General features: G+C 63.9%; 14 protein-coding genes. 10 read left to right on the top strand and 4 right to left on the bottom strand.

Annotated elements, in window-relative coordinates:
* Positions 1 to 30 precede the first annotated feature (30 nt).
* Together ABEA23_RS00695 and ABEA23_RS00690 are read right to left on the bottom strand one after the other, a co-directional pair.
* On the bottom strand, positions 31 to 1269 hold the full coding sequence (locus ABEA23_RS00695; RefSeq protein ID WP_345476213.1) for a glycosyltransferase family protein: 1239 nt from the start codon (positions 1267 to 1269) through the stop codon (positions 31 to 33).
* 266 nt (positions 1270 to 1535) lie between these two features.
* Complete coding sequence (locus ABEA23_RS00690; RefSeq protein ID WP_044494128.1) at positions 1536 to 1928, bottom strand: DUF1844 domain-containing protein; 393 nt, start codon at positions 1926 to 1928, stop codon at positions 1536 to 1538.
* 144 nt (positions 1929 to 2072) lie between these two features.
* Here ABEA23_RS00690 and infC point away from each other — a divergent pair, with 144 nt between their 5' ends.
* The 8 genes from infC to ABEA23_RS00650 all read left to right on the top strand — a co-directional run bounded on the left by infC (position 2073) and on the right by ABEA23_RS00650 (position 9878).
* Positions 2073 to 2720 carry a translation initiation factor IF-3 gene (gene infC / locus ABEA23_RS00685; RefSeq protein ID WP_233722166.1) on the top strand — a complete coding sequence of 216 codons (648 nt, stop codon included), beginning with the start codon at positions 2073 to 2075 and terminating at the stop codon, positions 2718 to 2720.
* A 259-nt stretch (positions 2721 to 2979) separates the two neighbouring features.
* Positions 2980 to 3174, top strand: a complete 195-nt coding sequence (gene rpmI, locus ABEA23_RS00680) for a 50S ribosomal protein L35 (RefSeq protein ID WP_044494462.1) — start codon at positions 2980 to 2982, stop codon at positions 3172 to 3174.
* Between the two features lie 57 nt (positions 3175 to 3231).
* Positions 3232 to 3615, top strand: a complete 384-nt coding sequence (gene rplT / locus ABEA23_RS00675; protein ID WP_044494129.1) for a 50S ribosomal protein L20 — start codon at positions 3232 to 3234, stop codon at positions 3613 to 3615.
* A gap of 263 nt (positions 3616 to 3878) precedes the next feature.
* Positions 3879 to 4931: a TrmH family RNA methyltransferase gene (locus tag ABEA23_RS00670; RefSeq protein ID WP_345476211.1), complete on the top strand. Its 1053-nt coding sequence runs from the start codon at positions 3879 to 3881 to the stop codon at positions 4929 to 4931.
* 8 nt (positions 4932 to 4939) lie between these two features.
* Positions 4940 to 5263 (top strand): RNHCP domain-containing protein, encoded by a 324-nt coding sequence (locus ABEA23_RS00665; protein ID WP_345476210.1) that lies wholly within the window; start codon positions 4940 to 4942, stop codon positions 5261 to 5263.
* A 132-nt stretch (positions 5264 to 5395) separates the two neighbouring features.
* Complete coding sequence (locus ABEA23_RS00660) at positions 5396 to 7060, top strand: alpha/beta hydrolase (protein WP_345476209.1); 1665 nt, start codon at positions 5396 to 5398, stop codon at positions 7058 to 7060.
* On the top strand, positions 7057 to 7674 hold the full coding sequence (locus tag ABEA23_RS00655) for a hypothetical protein (protein WP_345476208.1): 618 nt from the start codon (positions 7057 to 7059) through the stop codon (positions 7672 to 7674). The genes ABEA23_RS00660 and ABEA23_RS00655 overlap by 4 nt, the downstream gene beginning before the upstream one ends.
* An 86-nt stretch (positions 7675 to 7760) precedes the next feature.
* Positions 7761 to 9878, top strand: a complete 2118-nt coding sequence (locus ABEA23_RS00650; RefSeq protein WP_345476207.1) for a S9 family peptidase — start codon at positions 7761 to 7763, stop codon at positions 9876 to 9878.
* A 62-nt stretch (positions 9879 to 9940) separates the two neighbouring features.
* On the opposite strand, the gene ABEA23_RS00645 is transcribed toward ABEA23_RS00650, so the two are convergent.
* Together ABEA23_RS00645 and ABEA23_RS00640 are read right to left on the bottom strand one after the other, a co-directional pair.
* On the bottom strand, positions 9941 to 10243 hold the full coding sequence (locus ABEA23_RS00645) for an acylphosphatase (RefSeq protein ID WP_345476206.1): 303 nt from the start codon (positions 10241 to 10243) through the stop codon (positions 9941 to 9943).
* A 185-nt stretch (positions 10244 to 10428) separates the two neighbouring features.
* Entirely contained in the window at positions 10429 to 11616 is a 1188-nt protein-coding gene (locus tag ABEA23_RS00640; RefSeq protein WP_345476205.1) for an amidohydrolase, read from the bottom strand.
* A gap of 83 nt (positions 11617 to 11699) precedes the next feature.
* Between ABEA23_RS00640 and ABEA23_RS00635 the strand changes: the two genes are divergently transcribed.
* Positions 11700 to 12650, top strand: coding sequence for a cation diffusion facilitator family transporter (locus tag ABEA23_RS00635; protein WP_345476204.1), 951 nt, complete (start codon positions 11700 to 11702; stop codon positions 12648 to 12650).
* Between the two features lie 20 nt (positions 12651 to 12670).
* Positions 12671 to 13519 carry a superoxide dismutase family protein gene (locus ABEA23_RS00630; RefSeq protein ID WP_345476203.1) on the top strand — a complete coding sequence of 283 codons (849 nt, stop codon included), beginning with the start codon at positions 12671 to 12673 and terminating at the stop codon, positions 13517 to 13519.
* The last annotated feature ends 84 nt before the right edge of the window (positions 13520 to 13603 follow it).

The raw sequence follows: 13603 nt of genomic DNA, 5'->3' as shown, positions 1-13603 counted from the left end.
CAGTAGCTCAGGGACTGGGCGGCGGTGGCATCAGCGGGAGTATGCATAACTCGGCCTCTCAACGGTGGTGGGAAGGGGTGTGGTCTTCTGCGCAGCTGTGCGCTCGGGAAGGGCCGCTGCTGCGATATCGCCGATCCGGGTGAGCCCGTCGAGGTCAATGCCATCGCGCAGCGTCCGGCTGGTGACCGCGCGAGCGAACCAGCGGGTGAGTTCCTGGGGGCTCAGCCGCTCCTGGCTGAGGGTCTCCACGGCACCGGCGGCAGCCAGGGCTGCAGCACGGCGGGGCTGTTCGGCGCGCCGACTGTTGCGGGGGATGACCAGCGCCGGTGTCGTCGTCGCCATGACCTCGGCCATGGAGTTATAACCGCACATGGACACCACCGCGGCTGCGTGACGGACCAGCTTCGGCACATGTTGGGCGTAGCGGGTGACCCGCACCGCGCCCGGGGCAGCGCCGGTTTCCCGGGCAGCGTCGAGGATCGCATCGTGGTCGGCAGCCGGCATTTGCGGGCCGGTGAGGATGATATGGCTGTGCCCCTGTGGCAGCTGGGCGCGGGCAGCGGCCAGGCCGATGGCGCCGCCGTCGGATCCGCCACCCACCATGGTCAGCACATAGGGAGCTGGAGCTCGCACGCTGGAGGGATGGACCGGATCCTCCGGGCGCCCATGGGCCAGATATCCGGTGAAACGGGTGCGGGAGGCCAGCGCTGCGGGGATCTCGCCGGTATCCAGCGGGTTGTAGATGCCGCGGTCACCGTAGACCCAGATGCCGTCATAGCGATCCGCCACGGCGTCGGCGCCGCCGATACTCGCCCATTCGCGCTGGGCGACCTCTGGGGAGTCCAGGACCTCGCGCAGTCCCAGGATGGTGGTGGCTTCGCGCTGGCGCAGCATATCCAGAGCCGCGGTGAGTTCGCCGTTGACCCCGAAGGGATGGCGGTCGACGATGAACAGGTCCGGGTCCATGGCTTTCAGGGCCGCTGCCGCGGTGGCGCTGCGAAGATTCGTCAGCCGGGCGCTGCTGATGTCGAGGCTGCGGCTGACATAGCCGCCGTCGCCGCTGGTGAAGCCGGGCAGCACCAGCCAGTCCCAGCCCTCGGGCAGGGCGTCCTGGGTGGCATCAGGGTGTCCGGCGATCAGCAGGCCGCGGACCCGCTGGCCGGTGACCCGTGGAAGGTCGGCTGCCAGGGCATAGGCCAGCGCCCGGTTGCGCCTGGCGTGCCCGAGTCCCACGGAGTCGTGGGAGTACATAGCGACAGTGATGCTCATGGACAACAAGCCTGGTGGGGCTTCGTGAGAGCAGTGTGAGACGAGTATGAGAAAAGTGCGGTGTTTTTCTCATGTTCACCTCGGGTTCACCTGGTGACGGCTGCGCAACTGGACTGGGCCGGGCGCCGTCGCGGAAAAAGGCCCGCAGAAAAGTCAGTGGTCAGTTTGTCCGTGATAAATCGCGTATCTGCAAGCGATAACGGACAAACTGACCACTGAAGGTGTCGTTCATAGGAGGCGTGGGGGACGCGACCGAAAAATTGGCTTTAGTTAACCGGTCCGGTCCACTTCTCACCGGGGCCCTTGCCCGGGGCGTCGGGGATGCTGGACTCTTCACGGAATGCCAGCTGCAGGGAGCGCAGACCGTCGCGCAGCGGCGCTGCGTGGGTGGAGCCCACTTCGGGGGCGGCGGCGGTGACCAGTCCGGCCAGAGCGGTGATGAGCTTACGGGCTTCGTCGAGATCCTTCAGATCTGCAGCGTTGGGGCCCTCGGCGAGCCCCACTTTGACGGCTGCGGCGCTCATCAGATGCACCGCCACGGTGTTGATCAGCTCGACGGCGGGCACCTCTGCGATATCCCGAGTCTGGGTCCCTACGGCCTCTGCGATGTCTTCGCCGGAAATAGGTGCCTGCTCCGGGGTGTTCTGGTCACTGTGCATGCTGATAAGCTTGTCACAGTCTTTTGAAGCCGCGCCACCGCGCGCCGTGAGACACCCGAAGCTATTACCTTAATTGAAGCAGGAGCAGGACAGATCAGCGAGCCACGTATCAATAACCGCATCCGCGTACCCGAGGTTCGCCTCGTGGGCCCCCAGGGGGAGCAGGTGGGCATCGTCCGAATCGAGGACGCCCTGCGTCTTGCCGCGGAGGCAGATCTGGATCTGGTGGAGGTGGCGCCTCAGGCCAAGCCGCCCGTCTGCAAGCTCATGGACTTCGGCAAGTGGAAGTACGAGGCCGCAGTCAAGGCCCGTGAGTCGCGCAAGAACCAGGCGACTACCACGCTGAAGGAAGTCCGCTTCCGTCTGAAGATCGACGATCACGACTACAACACCAAGGTCGGTCACGCCCGCCGCTTCCTGGAAGCCGGTGACAAAGTCAAGGCGATGATCCAGTTCCGCGGTCGTGAGCAGCAGCGTCCGGAGATGGGCGTGCGTCTGCTGCAGCGCTTCAGCGAGGACGTTGCCGACCTCGGTCAGGTGGAGTCCTCCCCGCGTCAGGACGGCCGTCACATGGTGATGGTGGTTGGACCGCTGCGCACTAAGGCCCAGCAGGCCAAGAGCAATGACACCCCGGACGACAACGAGGACAACAAGGCAGCGGCACGCGAGAAGAACGAGCGCCGCGCCCGTAAGACTCAGGAGCGTCAGAAGATCTCCACTGATCCCAAGGAAGCGAAGCCGCTTTCGAACTCCATGGCGGATTACCTGCCTGAAGAGCTGCGCAACCTCTGACCTTCCGCGGTCAATTCGCAAGAGACCCAGTTGTCCCGTATCATGGACAGCTGGGTCTCTTACTTTCTGCCCCGATGCGCTCAGCGCAGCCGGCGCGCGCGGAAGTAGGACACCCACGACAAAGGGATCATGGCTTGCTGCACTGCCCTTCCGGGGCAGGTAGGCAAGCGGAATGATCCACCTCTGCGCCGCCGTCGTCATCATCGATGAGCGACACCAAGGTGCTGCAGGTCCGAACCACACGAAGGAGTACGGCACTATGCCGAAGAACAAGACTCACTCCGGTGCCAAGAAGCGTTTCAAGCTGACCGGCTCCGGAAAGATCAAGCGCCAGCAGGCTAACCGCCGCCACTACCTGGAGCACAAGTCTTCCCGCCTGACCCGTCGCCTGGCCTCTGACCAGATCGTCACCAAGGCCGACGAGGGTCGCATCAAGAAGATGCTCGGCCTCTAGAGCCAGAGCTCTCGCCGCATTACCGAAGACTTTTAAGACTCACAGGAGAAACAACATATGGCACGCGTGAAAAGGGCTCTGAACGCCCAGAAGAAGCGCCGCAAGGTCCTCGACCGGGCCTCCGGCTACCGTGGACAGCGCTCCCGCCTGTACCGCAAGGCTAAAGAGCAGCTGCTCCACAGCTACACCTACAACTACCAGCACCGCAAGAAGCGTAAGGGCGACTTCCGTCGCCTGTGGATCCAGCGCATCAACGCTGCATCCCGCTCTCACGGCCTGACCTACAACCGCTTCATCCAGGGCCTGAAGGCTGCTGGCGTTGAGGTTGACCGTCGCATGCTGGCCGAATTGGCCGTCTCCGACGCCAAGACCTTCGGCGCCCTGGTGCAGACTGCTCGCCAGGCTCTGCCCGAGGACGTTAACGCTCCCAAGGCCGCGTGATCTTCGCGCACTAACGCCTTGTGATAGCTGACGACGGCGCCCGTTCCCTTGGTCTAGGGGCGGGCGCCGTTGTCATGTCCAGCCCTGTAGAGCGGCGGTGTGTGGCTGACTCTGCTCAGCCGGGTGCCTGATCGCCCGCCGGGGCGCGGGCCTGGTTGCCTCGCACCCACACTGTGTTTCACTCTGGGTGCTCTGAGGCGCGAGAATGAAACAGAACCGGGGTCTCAGTGACGCCAACACCACTGAAGAAGGAGCAGCCCACCGTGGCAGATGAGTTTCTGATGGACAACCCCCGCAGCGAGCGTGCGAAAAGGGTCGCCGCGCTGGCTACCCGTGCCGGGAGGAAGAAGCAGAAACTCTTCCAGGCCGAAGGTCCCCAGCCGGTGCGTGAGGCATTGGCACTATGGCTGCGCCAGTGGGATGAACCCGAGACCTTCGCCACCGTCCCTGATTCCGAAGACACCTCGCGGCTGCGCGCGCAGCTGGCCCCCGCCGGATACCTTCCGGAACTCGACGCGCTGTTCTTCGACCCGCGCGCATTGGAGCAGCACCCGGATATCAGCGCCCTGCTGGACCGGGTCCGCGGGGTACTCTTCAACCCCGAACGAGAGCTCCCGCGGGATGCCCGGATCTTCCTGCGCGAAGCTACCCCTGAGGTGCTCGCGGCCATGGGCGACGCCGAGACCTCTCAGGGGATGCTGGCGGTCTGCCGCATCCCGGAGCTGGAGTTCGCGGGACTCGATTCGCTGCTGGTGGGCATGAGCGAAAGCACCGTTCAGGTGACATCTGACGGAAGCACTCAGGGGTCCACGGTGGAGACCTCTGCCGTCCAGCTCGCTCCGGTACTAGCGGGGCTGCAGGATCCCGGCAACGTCGGGACAGTGATCCGTACAGCGGATGCCGCCGGAGCCGGCGTCGTCATCCTCACTCCGGGCAGTACTGATCCCTGGGCGCCGAAGGTGGTCCGTGCCGCCGCCGGGTCGCATTTTCACGTGCCCACCGCCGCAGGAATCGACCTGCAGCAGCTGACCGATTTCGTTCGTGCCAACGGCGCCCAAGTCCTGGCCGCTGACGGCTACGGTGAGGTCTCCTTGGCGCAATTGCAGGCGCAGAACGCTGAGCAGGATTCCGCATATCTCGCGCGCCCCACCTACTGGCTGCTGGGCAACGAAGCCCACGGTCTCACCGAGGAGGAGAAAGTACTCGCAGATCAGCGGGTATCCATTCCGCTCTACGGCCAGGCCGAGTCGCTCAACGTTGCCGTGGCAGCAGCACTATGCCTCTACGCAAGTGCTGTAGCGCAGCATCACCACTAGGAGCAGCCGTGAGCTACTCACCACAGGGTCGCAGAGCAGAGAACACCGGTTTCGACTGCATTCACTGTGGCCAACCCATCCCCAAACACACCGGCGGCAGCTACCGCAATCATTGCCCCCGCTGCCTGTGGTCCAGACATGTGGACATCATGCCGGGGGACCGGGCTGCCGAATGCGGTGCACCAATGGAGCCGGTAGGGGTGGATCATTCCGGCAAAAAGGGCTACATCCTCATCCACCGCTGCACCGCCTGCGGTGCTCAGGACCGCAATAAGCTCGCCCCGGATGACGACGTCGACGTCGTCGTCGCTCTGCAGCGCCCACCCCTCTAGACACGGGCTTTCCGGCCGGGCAGTCCACTGCGGATTGGGCCTTGAAGTAGGACCAACCGGCCGCAGCTCTGGGCCCAAACTTAGGTGCCGGTGCCCCTGTCTCCGCCGCCGGTCCGGCCTATCGTGCTGAGTGTGAAAGGGCACAGGGGGAGTGGGCACACCGGGAATGGGCGCACACTAGCGGCGCGGGAGTCCGGACAGGGCACGGTCGAATACACCGGCCTGGCGGTGGTCATCGCCATCATCCTCGGTGCGCTTCTCTTCAGCGCACCGTCCTGGGGTTCGGCTCTCACCAGCACAGTCGACAGGATCATCTGTGACATCTCCCAGCCGCTCAGCGGAGGGGAGTGCGGAGCCGGCGAAAGCCCTGAGAACCTCGCGCTGGAGGAGTCCGGACCCGATAGCCACCCCGGCGAAGACACTGGCCCGCAGCCTGCGGCTGCACCGGAAGAGCCAGGCATCCCCGATGACCGGCTCGAGCAGGAGCTGGTCGATGAAGCCGTTGAACTCTTTGAGCGCGCCATTGCAGAGGACGCTACCGGCGATGACATTCGTGCCCTGCGGGAGCACCTGGCGGATCTGAGTCCCGCGGAGATCCGCCAGCTGTCCGCACAGCACCCCAATATCAACCGGTACTCCATGCCGGTGCCGCGGACCCACGAGCAGCTGGCGAGTTTCCCCACTGGCGCAGAGGGCGCCAGCTGGTGGAACGACTCGTTGACCGAAGAGCAGCGCACCGCCCTGGCGCAGTACATGCCGCTGATGATCGGCAACGTTGAAGGGGTGGACTACGAAACCCGCAGTGAGGCCAATCTGAATGCCTTGGCCTTCCTGCGCGGGCATGAGGGGACCACCGCCGCACAGCAGGAACGACTCGACCAGATCGCTTCATCGATGCTCGACCCCACTGGCCAGCTTGATGAGAACCGGTACCTGCTCAGCCTGAATATGGGGCACCCCCGCGAGAACTCCGGACGGTGGTATAACCCCTTCGACTGGGGAGCCGCTGAGGAGAAGCACTGGCCGGATCCATTGGCGGCCGTTTCGGTGGGCAACCCTGATACGACCGAGACCACCAGCTTCAATATTGCGGGTATGGGCAGCAATACGGACAATATGCCCACCGAAGTGCGCCGGGCTCAGGGACTCTACGATGGTCTCGATGAGACCCATGCGGTGATTTCATGGATCGGCTACGATCCGCCATCCACCGCCTCACCCAGCGTCTGGTCCAGCGATCTGGCCGAGGCTGGCGGGTACGCGCTGGCATACGCCCTGGATGGATACCAGCAGACCCGTGCCACTAGTGGAGATTCACCCGAGGTCTTTCTGAACTGTCATTCTTACGGGACCAATACCTGCAATCACGCCCTGATGAATAACCAGGAGACTGTCGCTGGACTGACTATGTATGGTTCCTCAGGGATTCCCCACCATCTCTTTGAAGAAGGTGTTCCTCCAGTCCAGCAGCTGAATGTGGCCACCTATGGCGAGAGCAATCTGCCGGCCGTCTTCGCCACTGAATCCCCTGATGACTTCTGGGCTCCCCTCGGGCGGAATCCGCTGGGCCTGGGCATCATAGATCGCTACAACCCGGCCCAGGATGCAAGCTACGGAGCGCAGATCTTCTACTCCGATGGTGAGGGAGGCAATATCGAAGGTGAAGGGGTCCACGGACACGGGCAGAATGAATACGACCACCCGGAGCGCTACGGATACCTGGATCCGGACAGCCAGTCCTATGAGACGATGATCCTCATTCTGCAGGGCCTGGCTGAGGAGGTGGAGTTCAAATGAGCAGATACCGCAGACTTCTCACCGTTGCAGCCGCGCTGAGCTTGGTGGTCGGATGTGCCGCAGACCAAGCAGAACCGACTGAGGAGGACTCCATGCAAGCGCAGCACCACACTATGGATCCTGAGGGCGGCCTCACCTTTGATGAGCAGATTCAGGAGCTGGAAGCTGCTACCGCGGCGGTGCAGAAGCATATGGGCGACGACGTCGTCGCCCGCTTCGGCACTGACACTTTCAGCCCCGCTGCGGTGAAGGAACGCGCACTGCCGCAGGTCTGCGAGGGAAGCGGCTACCACCTGCAGATCTCCTTCGATATAGCCGCTGACCGGGATCTGCAGGAGCTCTATGACCAGGCAGCCGCAGTCGCAGCAGAGCTCGGGCTGAGCGAGAACAGCAATAACTCAGACGGGGTGAACGAACGCGGCGGGATCTTCTACGGTGCCGGCCGCGCCGAGGGACGGATCTTTGTGGTGACCAAACGTGGCCATCAGGATCGCGTTGATGCAAGCTTCCACACGCGCTGTTCCGATGATCCCAGCATGGAGGAGCAGTACCAGCAGAGCTCGGAGCGCGGTCGGGACCAGATCCAGGACGAATACGGGATACCTGGACAATAAGCGTCCCTTGCTGCGAGGTTCTCCCTGCGTGACACATTGTTGCCATATGCAACATTCAGGTGATCTAGAGCTGGCAGACTGTCCCCATGACTGAGATATTCACCACACTGGATCAGTATGTGGCGGCACCCCGGCTGGGAGGTTTGGCGCTGAGTCCCGACGGCGGTCGACTGGTCACCACTGTGTCCACGCTCAACACCAAGAAGGACGGCTATGTCACCGCGCTCTGGGAGCTCGACCCCCAGGGGGAGAAGCCTGCCCGCAGACTGACACGCAGCGCCAAGGGTGAGGCTGGCCCGGCCTTCGCCGCCAATGGGGATCTCTACTTCACCTCCGCACGCCCCGATGATGAAGGCGGCGAGGACGGCAATGCGCTGTGGTGCTTACCGGCAGCAGGCGGAGAAGCCTATGTGGTCAACCGCCGGGCCGGGGGTGTCAGTTCGGTCAGCTGCGCCGCCAAAGCTGATGTGGTCGCCGTCGTCGCCTCACGCCTGCCCGGGGCCTCCACCGAGGAGGAGCACGAGACACTGCATCAGGCCCGCAAGGACTCTGCTGTTCAGGCCATTCTGCATGACGCCTACCCGGTGCGTTTCTGGGACCATGACCTGGGTCCGGCACGCAGCAGCCTTTTTGTGCTCGGGGATGAGAACGCCGACGACGACGCGACGTCGCTGGAGCCTGCGCGCCGGGTGCTGCGTCAGATCACCGAGGACCTCGGTGCTCGTTTTGGTGGAGATGTGCACATCAGCCCGGACGGTACTTTCGCACTCTTTGCCCTGCGGGTGCCCGAGGCCAACGCCGATCAGCGCTACACCGTGGCCCGGGCGGACCTGGTCAATGGCGGCTGGGAGCCTCTCTTCGACGACGCCGAGCACAACTACACCCCCAGCATCGTCAGCCCCGACGGTCGCTACGCGATTATCGGTGTCTCCAACCGGCCCACCCCGGAGCAGTCCATGCGCCCGGTACTGCACCTGCTGGACCTGGGCAGCCGTCAGCTCAGCACACTCACCGAGGATGCGGATCTCTGGCTGACCCCGGCGGCCTGGCTGCCGGACGGATCCGGGTTCCTGGCGCTGGCTGATCAGGACGGCCGCGGTCCGGTCTTCCGTGTGGATGTCCAGTACGGCGAGACTGTCACCGGACGGACTGTGCAGATCACCGATGAGGACTCCACGTATTCGGACCTACGCCTAGCCCCGGATGGCAAGACAGCCTTCGGGGTGCGCGCCAGCTACGAGTTCCCCGCCGAGGTGGCACGAATCGACCTGGCCACTGGGCAGACCCAGCGGCTGCTCAACCCCACCGAGCGCCCGGTGCTGCCCGGGCGCTTGACCGAGGTCGAGACTCAAGCCGAGGACGGCGTGCGTGTTCGCGGTTGGTTGGCGCTGCCATCTGGTGCCGGCCCGGAGGTGCCAGCACCGTTGCTGCTGTGGATCCACGGCGGCCCGCTGAACTCCTGGAACGCCTGGTCCTGGCGGTGGAACCCCTGGCTGGCGGTCCAGCGCGGCTACGCGGTGCTGCTGCCGGATCCGGCACTGTCCACCGGGTATGGACAGGACTTCATCCAGCGCGGCTGGAACTCCTGGGGCGATAAGCCCTACACGGACCTGATGAGCATCACCGACGCCGTCGTCGCCCGGGAGGATATCGACCAGAACCGCACTGCGGCCATGGGCGGATCCTTCGGCGGGTATATGGCCAACTGGGTGGCCGGACACACCGACCGATTCAAGGCGATCGTCACTCACGCCAGCCTGTGGGCGCTGGATCAATTCGGCCCCACCACGGATATGTCGCCCTTCTGGCGTCGGCAGATCAACGCGGAGATGGAAGCTGAGCATTCACCCCACTGGCATGTGGAGAACATCGTGACTCCGATGCTGGTGATCCACGGGGACAAGGACTACCGGGTGCCGATCGGGGAGGGCTTGCGCCTCTGGTACGAGCTGCTGGAGAAGTCCGGGCTGCCCATGGATGCAGACGGCAGCACTGTGCACCGCTTCCTGTACTTCCCGGATGAGAATCACTGGATACTCAAGCCCCAGCACGCCAAGATCTGGTATGAGGTGGTCTTCAACTTCCTCGACGAGCACGTGCTCGGTGAGTCCTCGGACAGCCTGCCCGTGGAGCTGGGCCTCACGGCTCCGCCTGCCAAGGACGCCGAGTCAGCGGAGAAGACCTCTGCCTCTGCTGAGGGCTAAGTGCTCAACAGCGGAGTGCGCACTAGCTGAGCTCAGCTGCGCTGAATCCACCCGCGCTGAGTTCAGCGCCTGATCGCGAAGCCGCTGCCGGGGAGCGAATCCAGTTCCTCGGCAGTGGCTTCGCGCGTCTGCACCTGCGTGACCTTGGCGGCCTTCGGGCCGCGGTGGCACCAGCGCAGCATGGAGTCCACCGCGGGACCCTCGCCGCCGATCAGCAGCTCCACCGCGCCGTCGTCGGTATTGCGCACCCACCCGCGCAGCCCCAGCTCCTTTGCCTCTTGGCGGGCGGAGGCACGGTAGGACACGCCCTGTACACGGCCGGTGATGCGGGCGAAGACTCCGGTGCTGAAATCACTCTGACTCATGTCACCCAGTCAAGCATCAGCGGGCTGCGCAGTGAACCCCGGCTGCGCAGTGAACCCCGGCTGCGCAGTGAACCCCGCCCCGGTCTGCGCTGCGCTCTGGTTCAGCTTTACCCGGCCTTATGCGTTTTACCCGACCGTATACGCCCGGGTATTTCACCGAAGCCCGGGTAAAGCACCTCTGTCTCTTACCAGCGCGGAACGACGGCGCCCCGGCGGGTCTGCTCATCGAAGCGATAGACCTCGCGGCCATTGATCCAGGTCCGCAGCACCCTGTTTCGAGTGTCAAGCGGATCACCGGACCAGAGCGCGAAGTCAGCATCCTTGCCCACCTCGAGTGAGCCCATTCGATCGGCGACGCCGAGCACTTCAGCCGGGTGGAGGGTGACCGCCTTCAGCGCTTCAGCCGGGTCCATACCTTCGCGCACCGCCAGGGCCGCTTGGTGGATCAGGAAATCGATGGGCACCACTGGATGATCGGTGATGATGGAGACCTTGACACCGGCGGCGCTGAGGATCCCGGGTGCCGTGGGAGTCCGTTCGCGGACCTCCACTTTGGACCGGGAGACCATCATCGGCCCGTAGAGGACCGGGATTCCGCGTGCGGCGATCCGGTCGGCCAGTTTAAAAGCCTCGGTGCCGTGATCCAGCACCAGCTCGTAGCCGAATTCATCAGCAATGCGAATGGCGGTGGCAATGTCATCGGCGCGGTGGCAGTGCTGGCGCCAGGGGATCTCGCCGGCCAGCACCTTGGCCAGCGCCTCGGAGATCAGGTCCACCGGCCGGTCTTCTGGATCCTTCGCCATCCAGTGCTTGGCTTCAGTGAAGGCTTTCCGGAGGGTGTAGGCGGTGCCCAGCCGGGTAGACGGGGTCCGTTTCTGGTCCCCGTGGAAGCGTTTGGGGTTCTCTCCTAGGGCAGCTTTCAGGCCGGAAGGGGAGCGGACCACCATGTCATCGACTACCCCGCCGTGGGTCTTCACCGCGACGGTCAGCCCGCCGATGGGATTGGCTGAGCCGGGATTGACGTTGACCGTGGTCACCCCACTGGCCACGGCGTCGTCGAAACCGATTTCATGGGGATTGATGGCGTCGATGGCGCGCACTGCGGCGGTGACAGCTTCAGTGGTTTCGTTGAAGTCGGCACCTTCCCAGCCTTCACCCTGTTCATGCACCCCCAGGTGAACGTGCGCATCAATCAGGCCTGGGAGTAGCCACGCCCCTTGGGCATCGATGATCTCGTACCCCTCGGGGGACTCGATGTCGGCTCCGAGCGCGGAAATCTGCCCGTCGGTGACCACTATCGTGCCATCGAAGGGGGTTCCGCTGACGGGGACAATATGAGCGTTCTTCACTGAATAGTTTCGTTGCGCAACCATTCTGTGACTGTATCGCGATGAGAACGCTTCTGACTATGGCTCGCACCTTAGGGATTCTCAATAGCTGCACTTATTGTGAACACATGGGATTCGGGCACAGCCACACACATGATCACCACGGGCCTGGTCAGGCCGGTGCGGGTCGCGCACGGCTGGCCATCGCCTGCGGCATCACCAGCGGTATTGTGCTGGCCCAGTTTCTCGGCGCGTGGCTCACCGGCTCTCTGGCGCTGCTGACTGATGCTGTGCACTCGCTCACCGACAGTATCGGTCTGTTAGTCGCCCTGACCGCCGCTTCCCTGATGTTCCGCGCCGCCACCACCACGCGCACCTGGGGCTGGCGGCGGGTGGAGATTCTCGCCGGATTTCTGCAGGCAGCCCTGCTGCTCGGCATCGGCATCTATGCGCTCATCGAAGGCGTCCAGCGGCTCGGACTCTTCGGCTCTGGCCACAGTCCGGATATCGCCCCTGAGCTGCTGTTGATCTTCGGCGCAATCGGGCTGGCTGGCAACATCGCATCGCTGGCAGTACTAGCCCGTGGGCGGCGTGAGAACTTCAATATGCGTGCGGCATTCCTCGAAGTGGCTGCTGATGCCTTGGGGTCGCTGGGTGTCATCATCGCCGCCGTCGTGCTGTGGACCACCGGCTGGGCTCAGGCAGATGCGGTGGCCGCGCTAGTGATCGCCTGCTTGATCATTCCCCGCGCTGCCCGACTACTGCAGGAAACCTCCCGAGTGCTGCTGGACTTCACCCCGGCAGGACTTGACCTCGAAGAGGTCCGACGGCACATGCTCGCGTTGGAGCATGTGGAGGAGGTCCATGATCTGCACGCCTCCATGATCGCCACCGGTCTTCCGGTTCTTTCGGCACATGTGGTGGTGGATGAGGCCTGTTTCACCGCCGGCTGCGCCCCGCAGAAGCTCGCTGAGCTGCGCGCATGTGTGGCCGAGCATTTTGATATCGCCGTCGAACACTCCACCTTCCAGCTGGAGACCCGAAGCATTGCAGACCAAGAGACCCACGTCCACAGCTGACAGCGCTACAGTTGGGCATCATGAGTTCGTCTGATCTTCGTACCAACACCCGTTCTGTCACCCCCGGCCGGTCCCGTTCCCTGCTGGCCGGAACGGCCGCTCTGGCCCTGCTGCTCTCCGCCTGTGGTGGCGGAGGAAACGACGACGGCGCCCCCGGGACTCAGGGTGACGAGGAGGCCACGGCTACCGAAACCGGAGCCCCCGGGCGGACCGATGATCAGCAGGACCCTGATGCAGGCGCACCTGCAGGAGACGGAGAACAGTTCGCCACCGCCGACCTTGCCGATCCGGTGGGCAATAGCGTAGGCACCGTGACGTTCTCAGAAGTCGATGCGGGTGTCCGCGTCGAAGCACATGTGCAGGATATGACTGCAGGATTCCGTGGATTCACGATTCACGAGACCGGATTATGCGAGCCGCAGTCTGCCAATGACTGGGGCTATATTGGCGATTTCTACTCCGCTGGTGCCCACCTGCCAGGTGCTCCTGCACAGGAGCAGGGAGTAGTTGAGGGGGAAGACGAGCTGGAGAGCCCTACGGACTGGCATACTCCTGAAGGAGATGTACCCGGATATGGGGGTGCAGACACTGAGGGCGAGCAGAGTATCGATCATCCTGATCATGCCGGAGATCTGCCGAACCTGCTGATCAACGCTGATCGCACCGGGTACCTCGCAGTGGTCACCGACCGCCTGAGCCCAGAACTCCTCCTGCAGGAGGAAGGGACGGCGGTGATCGTGCACTCTGCAGCTGATCACCATGGAAATGTCCCGGCTCGCTACGCTCCATACGGACCGGACCAGGAGTCCCGGATCACCGGTGATTCCGGGGACCGGGCCGCCTGCGGTGTGGTGGAGGAATCCCGCTGAGGCCCACAGTCACATTTTGCTGAGCCTGAAGAAGTCTGGATATAGTCGATACCCGGTGCGCCGGGAAGACTGGTCGGCAAAATA

It is taken from the genome of Nesterenkonia rhizosphaerae (assembly GCF_039544555.1).
Taxonomy (GTDB): Bacteria; Actinomycetota; Actinomycetes; order Actinomycetales; family Micrococcaceae; genus Nesterenkonia; species Nesterenkonia rhizosphaerae.
The sequence above is the reverse complement of the archived record's forward strand: the minus strand, read 5'-3'. Positions and strand labels throughout refer to the sequence as shown.

Bases quoted from the DNA above. Each gene is read 5' to 3' on its own strand.
- ABEA23_RS00630 (WP_345476203.1), top strand. From the start codon at position 12,671: ATGAGTTCGTCTGATCTTCGTACCAACACCCGTTCTGTCACCCCCGGC.
- ABEA23_RS00650 (WP_345476207.1), top strand. From the start codon at position 7,761: ATGACTGAGATATTCACCACACTGGATCAGTATGTGGCGGCACCCCGG.
- ABEA23_RS00690 (WP_044494128.1), bottom strand. From the start codon at position 1,928: ATGCACAGTGACCAGAACACCCCGGAGCAGGCACCTATTTCCGGCGAA.
- rpmI (WP_044494462.1), top strand. From the start codon at position 2,980: ATGCCGAAGAACAAGACTCACTCCGGTGCCAAGAAGCGTTTCAAGCTG.
- ABEA23_RS00655 (WP_345476208.1), top strand. From the start codon at position 7,057: ATGAGCAGATACCGCAGACTTCTCACCGTTGCAGCCGCGCTGAGCTTG.
- ABEA23_RS00645 (WP_345476206.1), bottom strand. From the start codon at position 10,243: ATGAGTCAGAGTGATTTCAGCACCGGAGTCTTCGCCCGCATCACCGGC.
- rplT (WP_044494129.1), top strand. From the start codon at position 3,232: ATGGCACGCGTGAAAAGGGCTCTGAACGCCCAGAAGAAGCGCCGCAAG.
- ABEA23_RS00695 (WP_345476213.1), bottom strand. From the start codon at position 1,269: ATGAGCATCACTGTCGCTATGTACTCCCACGACTCCGTGGGACTCGGG.
- ABEA23_RS00640 (WP_345476205.1), bottom strand. From the start codon at position 11,616: ATGGTTGCGCAACGAAACTATTCAGTGAAGAACGCTCATATTGTCCCC.
- ABEA23_RS00635 (WP_345476204.1), top strand. From the start codon at position 11,700: ATGGGATTCGGGCACAGCCACACACATGATCACCACGGGCCTGGTCAG.